Source organism: Chitinimonas arctica (assembly GCF_007431345.1).
Classification (GTDB): domain Bacteria; phylum Pseudomonadota; class Gammaproteobacteria; order Burkholderiales; family Chitinimonadaceae; genus Chitinimonas; species Chitinimonas arctica.
The window spans coordinates 1,932,041-1,949,210 of the sequence record NZ_CP041730.1; the positions used below are offsets into that span (position 1 = coordinate 1,932,041).

At 62.2% G+C, this 17,170-nt stretch carries 18 protein-coding genes; 7 read left to right on the forward strand and 11 right to left on the reverse strand.

Features of this window, described 5'->3' with window-relative positions; genetic code table 11:
* The first annotated feature begins 25 nt into the window (after positions 1-25).
* From FNU76_RS08745 to FNU76_RS08765, 5 genes are all read left to right on the forward strand, one after another.
* A complete protein-coding gene (locus FNU76_RS08745; protein ID WP_144277838.1) occupies positions 26-235 on the forward strand; it encodes a YgaP family membrane protein in 210 nt (69 codons plus the stop codon).
* A 15-nt stretch (positions 236-250) separates the two neighbouring features.
* On the forward strand, positions 251-763 hold the full coding sequence (locus FNU76_RS08750; RefSeq protein ID WP_308418628.1) for an RNA polymerase sigma factor: 513 nt from the start codon (positions 251-253) through the stop codon (positions 761-763).
* A gap of 204 nt (positions 764-967) precedes the next feature.
* Entirely contained in the window at positions 968-1,240 is a 273-nt protein-coding gene (locus tag FNU76_RS08755) for an oxidative damage protection protein (RefSeq protein WP_144277840.1), read from the forward strand.
* Positions 1,241-1,383: 143 nt separating this feature from the next.
* Positions 1,384-3,480, forward strand: a complete 2,097-nt coding sequence (ppk1, locus tag FNU76_RS08760; RefSeq protein WP_144277841.1) for a polyphosphate kinase 1 — start codon at positions 1,384-1,386, stop codon at positions 3,478-3,480.
* 33 nt (positions 3,481-3,513) lie between these two features.
* Positions 3,514-3,972: a SixA phosphatase family protein gene (locus FNU76_RS08765; protein WP_144277842.1), complete on the forward strand. Its 459-nt coding sequence runs from the start codon at positions 3,514-3,516 to the stop codon at positions 3,970-3,972.
* A gap of 20 nt (positions 3,973-3,992) precedes the next feature.
* Here the strand turns inward: FNU76_RS08765 and FNU76_RS08770 are convergent, their stop codons facing one another.
* From FNU76_RS08770 to FNU76_RS08820, 11 genes are all read right to left on the reverse strand, one after another.
* Positions 3,993-5,210, reverse strand: a complete 1,218-nt coding sequence (locus FNU76_RS08770; protein WP_144277843.1) for a heme biosynthesis HemY N-terminal domain-containing protein — start codon at positions 5,208-5,210, stop codon at positions 3,993-3,995.
* A complete protein-coding gene (locus FNU76_RS08775) occupies positions 5,207-7,048 on the reverse strand; it encodes a uroporphyrinogen-III C-methyltransferase (RefSeq protein WP_144277844.1) in 1,842 nt (613 codons plus the stop codon). The genes FNU76_RS08770 and FNU76_RS08775 overlap by 4 nt, the downstream gene beginning before the upstream one ends.
* Positions 7,049-7,052: 4 nt before the next feature.
* Complete coding sequence (gene hemC / locus FNU76_RS08780; RefSeq protein ID WP_144277845.1) at positions 7,053-7,895, reverse strand: hydroxymethylbilane synthase; 843 nt, start codon at positions 7,893-7,895, stop codon at positions 7,053-7,055.
* Between the two features lie 75 nt (positions 7,896-7,970).
* Positions 7,971-9,302, reverse strand: coding sequence for a deoxyguanosinetriphosphate triphosphohydrolase (locus tag FNU76_RS08785; protein ID WP_144277846.1), 1,332 nt, complete (start codon positions 9,300-9,302; stop codon positions 7,971-7,973).
* 57 nt (positions 9,303-9,359) lie between these two features.
* Positions 9,360-10,052 (reverse strand): monofunctional biosynthetic peptidoglycan transglycosylase, encoded by a 693-nt coding sequence (mtgA, locus tag FNU76_RS08790; protein WP_144277847.1) that lies wholly within the window; start codon positions 10,050-10,052, stop codon positions 9,360-9,362.
* 58 nt (positions 10,053-10,110) lie between these two features.
* On the reverse strand, positions 10,111-10,281 hold the full coding sequence (locus FNU76_RS08795; RefSeq protein WP_144277848.1) for a zf-HC2 domain-containing protein: 171 nt from the start codon (positions 10,279-10,281) through the stop codon (positions 10,111-10,113).
* A 21-nt stretch (positions 10,282-10,302) separates the two neighbouring features.
* Positions 10,303-10,866 (reverse strand): sigma-70 family RNA polymerase sigma factor, encoded by a 564-nt coding sequence (locus FNU76_RS08800; RefSeq protein ID WP_223879272.1) that lies wholly within the window; start codon positions 10,864-10,866, stop codon positions 10,303-10,305.
* A complete protein-coding gene (locus FNU76_RS08805) occupies positions 10,863-11,528 on the reverse strand; it encodes a diguanylate cyclase (protein ID WP_144277849.1) in 666 nt (221 codons plus the stop codon). Before FNU76_RS08805 ends, FNU76_RS08800 begins: the two co-directional genes overlap by 4 nt.
* Positions 11,529-11,715: 187 nt before the next feature.
* Positions 11,716-12,666: a homoserine kinase gene (locus FNU76_RS08810; RefSeq protein WP_144277850.1), complete on the reverse strand. Its 951-nt coding sequence runs from the start codon at positions 12,664-12,666 to the stop codon at positions 11,716-11,718.
* 102 nt (positions 12,667-12,768) lie between these two features.
* Entirely contained in the window at positions 12,769-13,086 is a 318-nt protein-coding gene (locus FNU76_RS08815; protein ID WP_223879273.1) for a DUF2782 domain-containing protein, read from the reverse strand.
* A 48-nt stretch (positions 13,087-13,134) separates the two neighbouring features.
* On the reverse strand, positions 13,135-13,869 hold the full coding sequence (locus tag FNU76_RS08820; RefSeq protein ID WP_144277851.1) for an LOG family protein: 735 nt from the start codon (positions 13,867-13,869) through the stop codon (positions 13,135-13,137).
* Between the two features lie 53 nt (positions 13,870-13,922).
* Between FNU76_RS08820 and polA the strand changes: the two genes are divergently transcribed.
* Both polA and crcB read left to right on the forward strand, forming a co-directional pair.
* A complete protein-coding gene (gene polA / locus FNU76_RS08825; protein ID WP_144277852.1) occupies positions 13,923-16,688 on the forward strand; it encodes a DNA polymerase I in 2,766 nt (921 codons plus the stop codon).
* 81 nt (positions 16,689-16,769) lie between these two features.
* Complete coding sequence (gene crcB, locus FNU76_RS08830) at positions 16,770-17,150, forward strand: fluoride efflux transporter CrcB (RefSeq protein WP_144277853.1); 381 nt, start codon at positions 16,770-16,772, stop codon at positions 17,148-17,150.
* Positions 17,151-17,170: the final 20 nt, after the last annotated feature.

The following is a 17,170-nucleotide window of genomic DNA, read 5'->3' on the forward strand; positions in this document are numbered from 1 at the left end:
CCTGAAACCGTCAAAGGAGACCGAAATGTTCTACGTGAAAAATGTCCCGAATTGGGAACGCGCCCTTCGTTCCATCCTGGGCGTGATCGCCCTCGCGTTCGCTGCCATGAATTGGGGCTCGTCGAGCTTGACCATGGGTATCGGCATCACGGGTGCAATACTGGCCATGACCGGCCTGATCGGTTTTTGCCCGATGTGCGCCATGGTCGGGCGCAAGCTCGACAAGCGGCACTAAACCATGGTGGACGGCGTGATCGAAAGGGAGAATCTTATCTGGGCGGCCCAGACCGGCGACCAGGCTGCCATCTCCCGCCTGCTCGCGGTGTGCCAGGCGGATGCCCGCCGCTATGCCCGCAGGCATTGCCAGGCCAGCGATGTCGATGACGCCGTCCAGGAGTCATTGCTGATCGTTTCGCGCAAGGTCAAAAGCCTCAAAGCCGCCGCCGCCTTTTCCGCCTGGCTGTTCACCGTCATCAAGCACGAGTGCCGCAAGCTCGGACGCATGCTGCTCAAGCATGAACCGCTGGACGACGAGGTGGCGGAGCGGCGCTTGGCTTGCCGCAGCGACACCGCTTTGAGAGTGGATCTTGCCAATGCGCTCGAATCGTTGCCGGCGCACTATCTCGAAGTCGTGCTGCTGCGCGACTTCGAAGAGCTGACGATTGCGGAAATCGCCGAGCGTCTCGCTGAGCCGCCGGGCGCGGTCAAGAGCCGGCTGCATCGCGCCCGCGAACTCGTGCGGGAATACCTGTTGAGCAGCTAGACAAGCTGGTGCTTATTGCGGGTACTGACGCCAAGGCCCGATTGTGCGAAGCTGCGCGTCGATTTCGGCGAGACCATTCCGGGTCCGCCGCGTAAAATACGGCCTTGGCAGTGACGAGCGAAACGACCGCGCTTGTGCCGCGGTTTAATTGTCACGTTTCACTAAATCGTCACGACAGTTTGTTAGCCTGAAAGGAATACCGATATGGCCAGAACAGTAAATTGCATCAAGCTCGGCCGCGAAGCCGAGGGATTGGACTTCCCGCCCCTGCCCGGCGAGATGGGCAAGAAGATTTTCGAGAGTGTATCCAAGGAAGCCTGGGCCGCCTGGGTGAAACACCAAACCATGCTGATCAACGAAAATCGCCTGAGCCTGGCCGATAGCCGTGCCCGTCAGTATCTGGCGCAGCAGATGCAGAACTACTTCTTCGGCGCGGGTGCCGATGCGGTGCAAGGCTACGTGCCGCCGCAAGAGTAAACCCTGCCCGTCGAAATGGCCGCCTTGTGCGGCCAATTTGTTTTTCGGCCATGGAAAGACGCGAGAGCACGGGCCTGACGGCGCGCGCTCGCTATACTGGTTTACACAATTTTCATGCCACCGCAGCAGCACGGTCCCCAACCATGACGCATCATCCACACCACCCACATCACCCCCACACCACCGAGTTTTTCCTGAACCGGGAACTCGGCTTGCTGGAATTCAACCGGCGCGTCCTGGCGCAAGCGGAAGACGTCAGCAACCCTTTGCTGGAACGGCTCAAGTTCCTCTGCATCGTGTCGTCCAATATGGACGAATTCTTCGAAGTGCGGGTGGCATGGCTGAAAGAAAATATTCGCATGCACAATGAGCGGCCGGCACCGGACGGCCTCTCGCCCGAAGCGGCTTTTCACCGCATTGCCGAAGATGCCCACGCCTTGGTGGAAAAGCAGTACCGCATCCTGCGCGAAATCATTCTTCCCAAGTTGGCGGAAGAAGGTATCGCCTTTCTACGCCGAACCAGCTGGAACGATACGCAACGCCAATGGGTGCGCGAGTATTTCGACCGTGAGCTGGCACCGGTATTGACGCCGATCGGGCTGGATCCGGCCCATCCTTTCCCGCGGCTGCTGAATAAAAGCCTGAACTTCGTGGTGGAGCTGGACGGGCGGGATGCCTTTGGCCGCAGCTCCGGTGTCGCGATCGTCCAGGCACCACGCATCTTTCCGCGTTTTATCAAGATGCCGTCGGATATTTCCGGGGTCGAGCATGGCTTCGTGTTTCTATCCTCGGTCTTGCACGCCCATGTGGACGTACTGTTCCCCGGCATGGAAATGCGCGGCTGCTTCCAGTTCCGGGTGACGCGCGACTCGGACCTCAATGTGGACGACGAGGACGTAAAGGACTTGCGCGCGGCGCTGCAAGGCGGCTTGAGCGAGCGCCAGTTCGGCGACGGCGTGCGGCTGGAAGTCGCCGCCGATTGCCCGCAGCATATCTATGGCTTTTTGTTGGAGCAGTTCGGCCTGCAGGAAGAGGATCTCTACCGCGTCGACGGTCCGGTCAACCTGGTGCGTTTTATGCAGGTCCCCGACCAGGTCGATCGCCCCGACCTGAAATACCAGGCCTTTATGCCCGGCGTGCCCAAGGCTCTGCGCAAGCAGCCGGACCTGTTCTCCGCCATCCGCCACGGCGATATCCTGCTGCACCATCCATTCGAGAGCTTTACGCCCGTGATCGACCTGTTGCAGCAGGCGGCGCGCGACCCGCAGGTGGTGGCGATCAAGATGACGGTCTACCGCACCTCGAAGGAATCGGCCCTGATGGAGGCGCTGATCGAAGCCGCCTCCGCCGGCAAGGAAGTAACGGCTGTCGTCGAGCTGATGGCGCGCTTCGACGAGGAAGCGAATATCAATTGGGCGGCCAAGCTGGAGCGGGTGGGCGCCCATGTCGTGTACGGTGTCTACGGCTACAAGACGCATGCCAAGATGCTGCTGATCGTGCGGCGCGAAGAAGGCCGGCTCAAGCGCTATGCCCACCTCGGCACCGGCAACTACCACCAGCGCACCGCCAAGCTCTATACCGACTTCGGACTGATGACCGCAAACGAGGAAAAGTGCGCGGACGTCAACGATGTGTTCATCCAGCTCACCGGCATGGGCAATCCCGGCAAACTCAAGGCCTTGTGGCAATCGCCCTTCACCATGCACTCCGCCATGATCGCGGCGATAGACAACGAAGCGGAGCATGCACGCGCAGGCCGGCGGGCGGTGGTGATCGCCAAGATGAACTCCTTGCTGGAGCCGGCGCTGATCGAAACGCTATATGCCGCCAGCCAGGCCGGTGTGACCATTCATCTGATCGTGCGGGGTGTCTGCACCCTGCGTCCCGGCGTCAAGGGCCTGTCGGAGAATATCAAGGTACGCTCCATCGTCGGCCGCTTCCTTGAACATACGCGGGTATTTTATTTCTTCAATAACGGCAAGGAAGATCTCTACCTCGGATCGGCCGACTGGATGGGGCGCAATTTCTTTCGCCGCATCGAGATCGCCTTTCCCATTTTCGACGTAAAGAGCAAACGCCGCATTATCCGCGAGGGTTTGCGTCCTTATCTGGTGGACAACTGCCAGGCATGGGAGATGCAATCCGACGGTCGATATCGCAAGAAGCACGCCCGCGGCGGCAAGCTACGCGGCGCGCAAGGCATGCTGCTGGCTGAACTGGCGGCCAAGGCAAGAGACTAAGCAAGGCCAATCGGCACACGAGGGGGAAAATATATGAAAACCAATCTGATCCTGTGGCGGCATGCGGAAGCCGAGGACGGCGAGGATGATCTCGCCCGCAGCCTGACCCTGCGTGGCCACAAACAGGCGAACAAGGTCGGCGAATGGCTACGCGCCCGGCTACCCGCCAATGCCCGCATCGTTGCCAGCGAAGCCTTGCGCGCTCGCCAGACCGCCGCCGCGCTCTATCCCGAACACGGGGTGGATGCGCGCCTGAACCCTTGCATGTCGGCAAGCGACTATCTCACCGTTTCGGGCTGGCCCGACGCGGGTGGCACCATCGTTTTGGTCGGTCACCAACCCACCATCGGCCAACTCGCCGCCAAGTTGCTGAGTGGAATCGAAGCGGATTGGGCGGCCAAGAAGGGCGCCATCTGGTGGTTGCAGTACCGGCTACGGGACGGGATGCCGCAAACCCGGCTAAAGACCATGCTAGCGCCGGATCAGCTGTAGGCCAGCCAATCCGGACTGCTTTACTGAGCCCGCTTTTCCAATAGATCGAGCGCCAGGCCCAGGCTTGCACGGTAGTGTTCGTTGGCGGTTTCGCCTTCGTCCAACTGTTCCAGCAACTGCCCTAGCTCGGCGTGCGCCACCGGCGTAGCCGCCACCGCCACGCTGGCTTCCAGGTAGTTGCGCGCCTTGCCCCACAAGGCGGCGGCCCGGCATAGCCGGCCCAAGGCCATCAAGAGCTGGTGGTCATTGGGATGATGCCGCAGCCAGTCCTCGGCCCGCGCGAGACGCTTTACCGCATCGCCTTTTACGCCTAGCCGGCTCAGTTCGCCGTACAACTCCAGCGGCGCCACGTCCCAATGCGCTTCCAATGCATCGACCAGCACCGCCTCGGCGCGTTCGTCCATGCCCGCCCGGATAAATTCGCGCGCGGTGGCGGCGGCCAGCTTGGGAAGTAGCCTTTCTTCTTTTTTCAGGCCATTCCACCAGCGTTCCAGCTCGCGGGCATCCATCGGCCCCATCTTCAGCTGCGCCAGGCGCGCCTGGTTGCGGATACGGGCGGCATGGCTGGGGTCGAGCGCTTCGCTCTTCTCCAGCATATCGGTCAGTTCGATCACGCGGGCCGGATGGACTTCCTGCTGGCGAATCTTCAGTTCCAGCTTGAGGGCCGCCGTCAGCTTGGGCGAGCGCGCATACACACGCTGAAGTGCCAGCAAGGCTTCGCGATTGCGATATTGCTCGTACAGCATCTCGGCTTCCAGCATATCGAGCGCCAGCGAGTTACCACCGGAAACCTTGCGGGCATCTTCGACGAACTTGTCGCGCGCCTCGAAATCGCGGCCAAAATGCGCCGCCCGCGCCGCGATCAGCGTATCGATCAGCTGCATATCGCTTTCGTCCTCCGCCGCGCGCGCATCGCAGATCGCTCTGACCGATTTGTGATAGCGGCCTTCAATCAGGGCGGTGATGGCTTCACGCCGAAAACGTCGCGCCTCGCGGGTGCGGCGGGCGGAATGATAGCGGCGGACATTGCGCGGCATGCTGATCAGCCAATCGACGAGCTTTACCGCGGCATAGCCGCCCAGCACCAGCAGCGAGAACAGCAGAACAAAGGCGTTCAACGACAGTTCGACCCGCCAGGGCGGGAAAAACAGCAGGGCGTAGCCGGTGTTGTAGCGTGCGAACAGCGCCAGACCCACCGCCATGGCGGACAGGGTGAGCAACCACAGCAGGATTCTCACTTCACATCCTCCCGGCTGGCTTTACGGCGGGCGTCCCGGGCCGCGTTCAGGCTGTCGACCGGGGTCGGCAAGGCTTGGGCCGGCTGCGCCATCTGCAGCTCGCGCAGGGTGGCAAGCGTTGCGATAACCGGTTTGGCACGCGTATCGAAGTGCTTGCGCATGGCTTGTTCGGTGGCGGCCAGGTCACGCCGGAACGTCACCTCGTCACGTTGCAACAGCGCAAGACGGGCATTCAGCAGGCGTAGCTTGACCTGTTCGCGCAGATAGAGCGCCTGTTGCGGCGCAAGCAGCACCGGATCGGGCTGATCGATGCGGCGAATGGAGACCAGGGCGCCCAGCGCACGGCTGAACTCGCCCAATAGTCCGCTGGCTTGGGTCGTGCCGCGATCGGCAGCGTCCTCGGCCGAGGTGGCATCCACCACCAGGGGCAACTTGTCGACGTTGCCGGCAAGGCTATCGATCTTGGCGGACAAGCCGACATAATCGATCCACGGCACCCGCTTGAGGGCGTCCAGATCGCGCGCCAAGGCACGGCGCAAGGCCATCAGGCGCGGTTTGTCGTGGCCGGCGAGGCGTTCGTCCAGGCGATACAGTGCCGCCAGGGCGGCGCCGACATTACCGGTCAATTGCAATTGCTGGCTGGCCAGCGACAGGGTCAATTCGGCATCGGCCAGCAGGGTTTCCTCCTGGTCTCCGGCGATGGACCCATACAGGGCTTGCAGATCGGCTTGCTGGGCATTCAGTTCGGAAATGCTGTGATTGATGCCCGCCAGCTGCGTATCCAACTGGCTCATGCGGCCACCATCGCGTTGCTCGCCGACGGATAAGGCGCGCAAGCGCGTTTCCAGCAAACTCAGCCGGCCATCCATTTCGCCACCGATATCTTGGCGCCGGCCTTGTTGCAGGAGACTGGCGACGCCGATGGCCAAGGCAGCGCCAACCAACGCCCACAATAGTTGGCTGGTCCAGCGCGGCCTGCTCCGGCCGGCAGCGGATGACGGTCGCGCGGGGGGATGGTTTTTCGGTGTGGATGCCGGTATCGGTGCGGGAGTCGCCGGCGCACTGGCCGAAGGAGACGCCTGGCTGCCGGCGAAGCATTCGATCAGGGAGGCGACGATGCCGGCATCGCCCGCCGCCGTGGTGAACACGCTGGCCACGCCTTGGCGGCGGGCGGTATCGGCAATGGCAGGGTGGCTGGCAAAGAACAGGCTGCCGCGCAACTTACGGGTCAGCGCTTCGTCGCTCATGGAGAACAGGTTCTGGACCGCCTCGCTGCTGGTCACGATCACGCCGTCGCAATCCTCGGCCAGCATGGCGGCCAAGGCTTCCCGCGCCATGGTGGGCGGCAAGCGCCGGTAAGCCTCGACGATTTCCACCTGGGCGCCGCGCGCCGTCAGGGAATCCGCCAGCAGTTCCCGGCCGGCATTACCGCGAAACAGTACAACCCGGCGACCTTCCATCCGCTGTAGCGAGGGAAGCTCCAGCAATCCTTCGCTATCGTAGCGATTATCGGGGCAGAGCACGTCCAGTATGCCCAGTTCGCGCGCCCGCTCCCGGGAGGCGGGGCCAATGACCGCCGCCGCCAGTTCCGCCGGCCAGTGGCGAATACGCTGGCCTACCTGGTCAAGCGCGGTCGGGCTGACAAAAACCGCCAGGTCGAAATCGTCCAGGCGGTGCAGTACCGCATCGAGCGCGGCCGGATCGGCAGCTTCGCCGATCGCGATCATCGGCGCCAATAGCGGCGTGGCGCCGGCATCTTGCAATAGTGCGGCAAGGCGGTCCGATTGGTTTTCCGGGCGGGTGACTAGGAAACGGCGGTTGGCGAGTGGACGGATCATGGCCTCACACTTTGGGGATAAGCAGGGCGCGGGCGCCCTCGGTAAGCATTAGATCGGCGACTTGGCGGCCCAGGCCGACGGCGGCGGCACGGCTGCCGTTCGATTCGGCCCGCAGCATCTCGCTGCCGTCCGGACGGGCGACAAAGCCGCGCATGCGCAGAAAATATTCGTCGAGCACTTCGGCAAAGCCGCCCAGCGGCGTCTCGCACGAAGCATCCAGGCGCAAGCTCATGGCCCGCTCGGCTGCCACGCAATCGGCTGTTTCGGCATGATTGAGTGGCGCAAGGAGCACGGCGAGTTCAGGACGGTCGGCCGGTATCACCAATCCTAGCGCGCCCTGCCCTGGCGCCGGCAAGCATTCGTCCGTGCTCAGGCAGGTACGGATACGTTCAGCCAGGCCCAAGCCTTTCAAGCTGGCGGCCGCCAGGATGATGGCATCGTATTGGCCGTCGTCCAGCTCGGCCAGGTGGGTGTGTACATCTCCGAGCAGCGGTGCGACCCGCAGATGTGGAAAGGCCGCACGGATCTGCGCTTCACAGCGCGGGTCGGAAATGCCGACTACGGCTGCCGGCGGCAAGTCGGCCAGCGTGGCGTGGCGGTTCGAAACAAAGGCATCGCGCGGATCTTCGCGCTCGGTGACCACGGCAAGGACGAACCCGTCCGGCAGGCGCATCGGCATATCCGTCATGGCATGCACCGCCACATCGGCACTGCCGCCACTCACGTCGAGAAGGTCGATTCGCAGACCAGGATAGCGGGCTTGCAGCCTCGCTGCGATATGGCGGGCCTGCCATGAGGCGAGGGCGAATTCTTGCGTGGCGATGACGAGGCGATCGGGAAGGGACACAGCTGGATGGTCTCGCGGGGTGAGTTTGCGGGAATTCTAGCACGCAGGCCGCGTCCGGCAGTCCGGCCGACCTGCTTAACGCGCCATGCCGCCGACCTGCTGGGCAAGATAGGTGGCGTAGTTGTCGGTCATGCCGCCGATAAAATCCAATACGCGCATATAGCTCTCGTACAAGGGCCGCTCGTGATTGGGTGCGTTGTACTCCATCAAGTCGAGAATACGCTTGTTGCGAAAACTCAGCTTCTCCTCGGTCCGCAGTTGATACGCCGCGCCACAGAATGCTTCCAGCAGGATATCGAGACAGGTGAAGGAACCCACTTCGATCTCCACCTTGCGGCGATTGTTGAAAATACGCTCGCGCGCCAGCTGCTTGGCGTCGCGAATGCCGTGCCGGACAAAATCGGGGCAGGCGGCGATCAGGTCGCCCTGGTATTCGCCCGCCAGCAAGGTGTCGTGGTGGCGCATAAAGGCCGCCGCCACTTCGCGCACACAGCGGTCCACCGCCTTGGAGCGCAGCAGCGACATCTTGCGCCGCACGCTGGGCGCACCGGCGACCTCCAGGGCCAGCAGGTCGTCGTCTATGCCGGCCAGTCGAATCAGCATGGGGGCAATGGTTTCGAACGGCAGCATGCCGATTTCCACACCGTCTTCCAGATCGAGGATGGCGTAACAGATATCGTCCGCCGCCTCCATCAGGTAGGACAAGGGGTGGCGGCACCAGCTGCCCTCAGGCTTGGCGATCAGGCCCAGCTCGTTCGCAACCTCGTCCAACAACTTTTTTTCGGCTTGGTAGCAGCTGAATTTTTCCTTGAAGCCGGCGTGCTCACTGGTCCACGGATATTTCAGGGTGGCGCCCAGGGTGGCGAAAGTCAGCCGCATACCGCCGTCGAAGCGATGGTTTTCCAGCTGGGTGACCACGCGAAAACCCTGTGCATTGCCTTCGAAGGTCTGCACATCGCGCCGCTCGCTGGCGCTGAGATTCTGCAATAGATAGGCATGCGAGGAACGGCGGAACCAGTCGCGAATGGCGTATTCACCGGCATGGCCGAAGGGTGGGTTGCCGATGTCGTGGGCCAGGCAGGCGGCCTGCACGATGGCGCCTATATCATAGGGAATGATATAGGCCGGCAGTTGCCCGGCCAGCGCCTGGCCGACCATGATGCCCAGCGAGCGCCCCACGCAGCCCACCTCGATGGAATGGGTCAACCGCGTATGCACGTGGTCGTTCTCGGTCATCGGGTGCACCTGGGTCTTGCGCCCCAGCCGGCGGAACGGCGAGGAGAAGGCGATGCGGTCGTGGTCCTTATGGAAATCGGAACGTCCGATCAATGGCCCGGTTTCCGGCGGACGGCGCGGCGCGCGCAGGCGGTCGGCGGAAAGCAGTTGCGTCCAGTTCATTTGCGGCATGGCAAAACCCTATGCAATCGGTAGGCATCGAAACGGCATGCTACGGCGTAGTCAAACTCAAGGAATATCGGCGTAAGTCATACGCCGCTGGATAATGGCGGCCTTACGCAACAAGCCACGGGCATTGCGATTCTTGTCGTAAAAGCGCGGCCGCGGCACCATGGCCGCCAACTTGGCGGATTGTCCGGTCCCCAGCGCGGCCGCGCTGGTTTGATAGTAATGGCGGGCAGCGGCCTCGGCGCCGAACACGCCGTTGCCCCACTCGATCACATTCAGGTAGATCTCGAAAATACGCCGCTTATCCAGTATCGCCTCCAGCATCAGGGTGATGGCGGCTTCCTGGATTTTGCGCAGGTAACTGCGCTTGCCGTTGAGAAACAGGTTTTTCGCCAACTGCTGGCTGATGGTGGAACCGCCGGCCGAGATACGGCCTTTTTTCTGGTTCTTCTCCCAGGCGGTTTGTATGCCTTCCCAGTCGAAGCCTTCGTGATCAAGAAACTTGGCATCTTCGCCGGCCACCAGCGCCCGCTTCAGATGGGGCGATATCTTGGCGTAGGGCACCCATTCGTGCTGCAGGCGCGCGTCCGGGTCACTGTCCTGCAGCGCACTCAGCTGCTGGTCCATAAAGGCTGTCGCGGACGGATTGTGGTCGCGCCACCAGATCACATGGCCAAGTATCCACAGCTGGTAGAGCAGGACCAACAGAATCAGTGCCAACAGGAGTCGGCCAAGTAGGCGAAGGAGGGTCATGGCGGCGATTATATCGACACTGCGGGCCATGCCCGTGTCGGCTCGCACCGACACTTTACTAGTGGTCTTTTTTGTCTCGGGCAACCTTGCGCAGAAAGCCCAGTTGCCGCGAGAAGTCGCTGCAGTAGTGGCAAACAAGCAGATGCCACCGCAGGCCCAGGCGTTCGCGCCAGTTCAGCGGACGATCCATACCGGCGGAGACGAGATGCGTTGCCTCTTTACACTTCATTTGTCGCACTCTGTGGAAGCATTATCGGCCAAACCAGTTCTTTTCCAGGCATACGCGCAAGCTCATGCGGGCGCGATATAGCAGGACTGAGCAGTTGGTCGCGGTGATATCGAGGTTCTGACAGATTTCGTCGATTTCATAGGACATGGATTCGCGCATGGCGAAAACCAGCGCGGTACGCTTAGGCATGCGGGCGGCGCATTCCTCATAGACCCGCCAGAAATCGCGTTGCTCCAAGGCGGCATCCGGATGAGTCCAGGTGCGCGGTCCGTCGCTGCCCCAGTGGCCGGTCTTATCGAAAAGGCCGTCGAAATCGGCCAATTCACCCTCGTCCCCCAGACGCTCGTCCAGTTGAAAGGGGTCGCGGCACAGCTTGCGCTGCGCATCGATCAACTTGTGCTTGAGTATGCCGGTGAGCCAGGTCTTGACACTGGATTGGGCGGCGAAGCCCTGTTTGGCCTGCAGGGCGGCCAGCAGCGTATCTTGCACGGCTTCCTCGGCAACGGCTTCATCGCGTAGGCGAAAAAGCGCATAACGAAGCAGGTAGTCGCGATACTCGGCCAATTGCGAGTCGGTGATGGTCAAGGGTTGTCGGCTTCGATACGGTTACGTCCACTGACCCAGGCACGGCCCAAGGCCTTGTCGGCAGCGCCCAGCAGACTGGAAAAATCGACATGGCTGTCGTGTAGCTCGGCCGCGCCAATACTGACGGTAAACGTGACCAAGACCCCATTTTCCAGGGTTAGCGGCGCATTTTCAACCGCTTCGCGAATGCGTTCGGCCGCTTCGAGCGCACGGGCGCGGGGCGTTTCCAGCAAAAGGGCGGCGAACTCGGCTTCCTCCAGCCGCGCCGGCAGATCGCCCAGCCGCAGCGTGATGTCCAGCAAGCGGGCAAGACGCAGCAGTACCGCGTCACCTACCTCGTGTCCCAGCTGTTCCCGCAATAGCCGGGAATCGTCGAGGCCGATCTTCAACACGGACAGCGGCCGTTTGTGCCGCCTGGCCAATTCAAACGCCTCGTGCCCGCGTGCCAGGCAATGCGCCTTATCCGCCAGGCCGGTCAGCAAATCGCTGCCATGGCCAGGCGGGGCATCGCGGATCGCACCGGCGGAACGGGGCAGGGAAAGATCGTCATGATGCAGGGCAAGCCGATGCCTGTACTCGAACAGTGCGCGCGACTGCCGGTGGTTTTGCCACAACAGGAACAGCAGTCCAATAGCGAAGGGCAGCAGCAGATAGTCAGACATGGGAAACGTGGTAGTGGATTCGGTCCGGCAGACACTTGTATCGTAGTGCGCCTTGGAGCGGATCACTAGGAAGCGCTGAACAAGTTAGCCGAAGCCAAGGACGCGGCCGCCTGTCGGTTTAGCCGCATTGCCTTGCTTGAGTGGACATGCCGTCTAAAGGTTCCCCCAAGCCGTGCTTATTCACGCCTCAGCCCGTCAACCAGCCAGCCGCTTCGGTGCGCGCTTGATGGCACGTCAAAATGCGTTGGAAAACAGCCGGGTCCTTGCGCCAAGTCAGCTCCCCCGCTTGCGGCTTGTGCCAATCCCACAGGCGCGACACCCAGAACCGCAGCGCGGCGGCGCGCAGCATCAACGACCAGGCTTGCCGCTCGGCGGCATTCAATGCGCGTACCGATTGGTAACCGGCGCACAAGGCAGCGGCGCGTTCATCATCGATCTCGCCGTCGTCGCGGGCACACCAGTCGTTCAAGGTAACGGCCAGGTCGTAGATCAATACATCGTTGCAGGCGTAGTAGAAGTCGATGAAGCCGCCTATGCGTTCGCCTTGCATCAGGACGTTGTCGCGGAATAGATCGGCATGCACCACCCCGCTGGGCAGCTGGGTAAAGCGGTGGCGGGCCTGCTGTGCCACTTCCGCCCGCAGTTGCCGGCCATCCGCTTCGGGCATGAAAGCATAGAGCTCGGCGGCCGTTGCGCTCCACCAGGCCGGACCGCGAGGATTGGCCATATGGCCGGCATAACTGGCGCCGGCGCCATGCAAGCGGGCCAGCATCGCGCCCATGGCACGGCATTGGGCCGGGTTGGGCGACTCCACCGGCTCGCCCTGCAGCCAGCTCACCAGCACCGTGGGTTTGCCGGCCAGGCGGTCGATATAGGCGTCGCGCAGATTGGCGATCGGCGCGGCGCAGGCAATGCCATGATGGGCCAGATGCGCCATCAAGTTGACATAATAAGGTAGCTCATGTGCCTGCAAGGTTTCGAACAGGGTCAGTACGTATTTCCCCTGCGTGGTCGTCAGCGCGTAGTTGGTATTGGTGATGCCGGCGGCGATACCCTTGAGCTCGACCAGCTCGCCAATCGAGTAGCCTTTTAGCCAGACGGCCAGCTCGGCCGGTGTAACGGTGGTAAAAACGGACATGGATTTAACAGCCAGACACGAGACGTGGCGCACCGTAAGGGCGTGCCACCGGTTGAAGGTTGGCGAGCGCGGACGCCGACGACGGCTCCGCGCCGGCACTGACTAGAAGCGCTTGATCACCCACATGGGCGGGCGCAGCACCGGCTGGCCGTCGCGGCGCACCATCTTGCCGGTGCCGTCATCATCGCTCAGATAATATTCCGGCCCCACCCGTGGCGTGACCTTGATCATATACAGCCGCCCGCCGACCCGGTACTCGGTCACCGTTGCGTCGTCTTTTTGCACGATGGTGACCTCCGGTTCCATACCGGGGTCGTCGGCGGTGGCAGCCGGCAGGGGGGCGGCGGCGGTGGATTGGCCGGCTTGGGGTCTGCCGCCATGGCCGGCAGGGCAATGGCCAGGCTGATCAGGAACATCCATTTACGCATAGTGATTCTCCACGCCCGGCAACCGGCTGGGCGACAGCGATTAGAGGCTGAGCTGCATTTCCCGTTCGGCAGGGCTCAGGCCGAAGCCGCGGGTTTCATAGAAGGCAAAGATAGCATCCACCACCGCGCGCGGATCGTCGATGACCTGGATCAGATTCATATCGTCGGGATTGATCATGCGCTCGGACAACAGCGTGCCGCGGAACCAGTCCAGCAACCCGCTCCAAAATGCGCTGCCGACCAGGATAATCGGGATCTTGCGGCTTTTGCCGGTCTGGATCAGGGTCAGCGCCTCGCTTACTTCGTCCAGGGTGCCGAAACCGCCAGGCATCACCACATAGGCGGTGGCGTTCTTGACGAACATCACCTTGCGGGCGAAGAAATGCCGAAAGCTCTGGCTGACATCCTGGTAGGGATTGCCGTGCTGCTCGTGTTCCAGTTGGATATTGAGGCCGACCGAAGGCGATTTGCCGTGGAAAGCGCCTTTGTTGGCGGCTTCCATGATGCCGGGTCCGCCGCCGGAGATCACGCTGAAGCCGGCATCGCTAAGCAAGCGGCCGATTTCTTCGGTTAGCTGATAATAGGGATGGTCGCGCGAGGTCCGGGCCGAACCGAAAATCGACACGGCGGGTTGAATCGCTTGCAGCCGTTCGGTCGCTTCGACGAATTCGGACATAATCTCGAACACTCGCCACGCTTCCCGCGAACGGTAGGCCTGAGTGGCCGCAATGGTGGCGGGGTCGGAGTCGCTCGGCAATTTACTGTGGGCACTCATGTTTATCTCTTTATTTTTGACAGGGAGCACGCGCTCCCCAAGATGGATGGCACATGGCCGAGACTATAAAAACGCTGCTGCTGATCGACGGTTCTTCGTATCTGTATAGAGCGTTCCACGCCCTGCCGGACCTTCGCAGCCCAACCGGCGCGCCCACCGGCGCGCTGTACGGCATTATCTCCATGCTGAAACGACTGGTGAAGGAAGTGCCGGCCGATTATATCGGCTGTGTCTTCGACGCCAAGGGCAAGACCTTCCGAGACGACCTTTACCCGGACTACAAAGCTACCCGTCCCTCCATGCCGGATGACCTGCGTGTGCAGATCGAACCCATCCATGCTGCCATCAAGGCGATGGGTTTGCCTATCCTGATGGTGGACGGCGTGGAAGCGGATGACGTGATCGGCACACTTTGCAAGGCCGCCGAAGCCGCTTGCATCCATAGCGTGGTGTCCACCGGCGATAAGGACATGGCGCAACTGGTAAGCGGCATGGTGCGGCTGGTCAATACCATGAGCAACGAAACGCTGGATCCGGACGGTGTGCGGGCCAAGTTCGGCGTACCGCCCGAGCGTATTGTCGACTATCTCGCCCTGATGGGCGATACGGTGGACAATGTACCCGGCGTGCCCAAGTGCGGCCCCAAGACCGCGGTGAAATGGCTGACCGAATACGATAGCCTGGACGCCGTAATGGCCAATGCCGACAAGATCGGCGGCGTGGTCGGCCAGAACCTGCGCGACACGCTGGCCTGGCTGCCGCTGGGCCGCGAGCTGGTCACCATCAAATGCGACGTCGATCTGCACGCCGAGCTGCCCAGGGGACTGGAAACCCTCACGCCGATCGATGCCGACAAGGCCAAACTGGCCGAGCTGTTCGAAACCGCCGGCTTCAAGAGCTGGCTGCGCGAGCTGCGTGGCGATGCCGAAGTGGGCGACAAGATCGCCGCCTCGGGCAACCAGCAGGCGCTGCGCCCGTTTGCGCCGACCGAGGCCGGTGAACTGGCGGAACTGCCGCGCGACTACGCAACCATCGTCGATATGGCCCTGTTGGAATCCTGGCTGGCCAAACTGGACGCAACCGAACTGGTTGCTTTCGACACAGAGACCGACAGCCTGGACCCGCTGACTGCCCGGATTGTCGGCCTCAGCTTTGCCGTGGCAGAAGGCCAGGCCGCCTATCTGCCCCTGGCTCACCAGTATCCCGGCGTCCCGGACCAATTGGACCTCGCCACGGTGCTGGCCTTGCTCAAGCCCTGGCTGGAGAACGCCAGTCGCAAGAAGCTGGGGCAGAACCTCAAGTACGATCAACACGTGCTGGCCAATTACGGCATTGCTTTGGCAGGCGTGGCGGAAGACACCCTGTTGCAATCCTATGTGCTCGACTCCACCGAGCGCCATGGCATGGATGAGCTGGCCGCCAAGCATCTTGGCCTGAAAGCCATCGCCTACGAGGAAATCTGTGGCAAGGGCGCCAAGCAGATCGGTTTTGCCGCCGTCGATATCGATACCGCTACACGCTACTCCGGCGAAGACGCCGATATCACGCTGCGCCTGCATCACGCCTTCGCACCGAAACTCGGCGCGGAGAAGCGGCTCGACTATGTCTATCGCGAAATCGAACTGCCCAGCCGGGAAGTACTGTTCAAGATGGAGCGGCAAGGCGTGCTGCTCGACAGCAACTTGCTCAAGGGTCAAAGCCATGAACTGGGCCAGACCATGCTGCGCCTGGAGCAGGAGGCGTACGAGCTGGCAGGCCAACCCTTCAACCTGGGCTCGCCCAAGCAGATCGGCGAAATCCTGTTCGACAAGCTGCAGTTGCCGGTACGCAAGAAAACGCCCAAGGGCGCCCCCTCCACCGACGAGGACGTCCTGCAGGAACTGGCGCGCGACTATCCGCTGCCAGCCAAGCTGCTGCAACACCGTAGCCTGGCCAAGCTCAAGTCCACCTATACCGACAAGTTGCCCTTGATGATCAATCCGGCGACCGGCCGGGTACATACCAACTATTCGCAGGCCACCGCGGTGACGGGGCGCCTATCGTCCAATGACCCCAATCTGCAGAACATCCCCGTCCGCACGCACGAAGGCCGCCGCATCCGCGAGGCGTTTATCGCCCCACCGGGGCAGATGATCGTCAGCGCCGACTATTCGCAGATCGAATTGCGCATCATGGCGCACTTGAGCAGCGACCCCGGCATGCTGGCCGCCTTCGCCGCCGGTATCGATATTCACCGCGCCACCGCCGCCGAGGTTTTCGGGGCCACGCCCGAGACGGTCAGCAGCGAACAGCGCCGCTACGCCAAGGCGATCAATTTCGGCCTGATCTACGGCATGAGCACCTTTGGACTGGCCGCCCAGCTCGATATCGAGCGCTCCGCCGCGCAGAACTATATCGACCGCTACTTCGCCCGCTATACCGGCGTGGCCGCCTATATGCAGACCACGCGCGAGACGGCCCGCGAACACGGCTTCGTGGAAACCTGGTTTGGCCGCCGACTATGGCTGCCGGAAATCCGTTCTTCCAACCAGGGCCGGCGCCAGGGGGCCGAACGCGCCGCCATCAATGCGCCCATGCAGGGCACCGCCGCCGATCTGATCAAGCTTGCCATGGTGGCCGTGCAGGATTGGATCGAGCGGGAAGGCCTGCAGTCGCGGCTGATCATGCAGGTACACGATGAACTGGTCATGCAAGTCCCGGAGGCCGAACTGGAACTGATCAAGGTCAAGCTGCCCGAACTGATGGCCGGCGTGGCGGCACTGCAGGTGCCCTTGTTGGCGGAAGTCGGGGTGGGGGCGAACTGGGAGGCGGCGCATTGAAAGGGGGGCGGATCGGGCAGGCATTGCTCGATCCGTCACACAGCGGGATGGCAAAGTCTTGCTTGGACGAGGGCGAGTAGCGTGAAATCACTTTTAGCGGTGGCGATAGGAGGGGCGCTGGGCAGTGTCCTCCGCTACTTGCTGGCCAATGGCTTCAACTTGATATTCCCGGCCATTCCGCCCGGCACGCTGGCAGCCAATCTCATTGGCGCCTACCTGGTCGGTATTGCCCTCGCCTACTTCGGTGCTCACCAGGAACTCCCTCCGGAGTGGCGGCTGTTGGTCATCACCGGTTTTCTCGGCGGGCTGACCACCTTTTCCAGTTTCTCCGGCGAGGTGGTCCAGCTACTGAGGCAAGACCGGCTTGCCATGGCCTGCGCTTCGATCAGCCTGCACCTGGGTGGTTCCCTATTGCTGACCTTCGCGGGGATGGCAACGACATCTTTGCTGAAAAGTCGCTAAACACCCGGCCATATAGACCG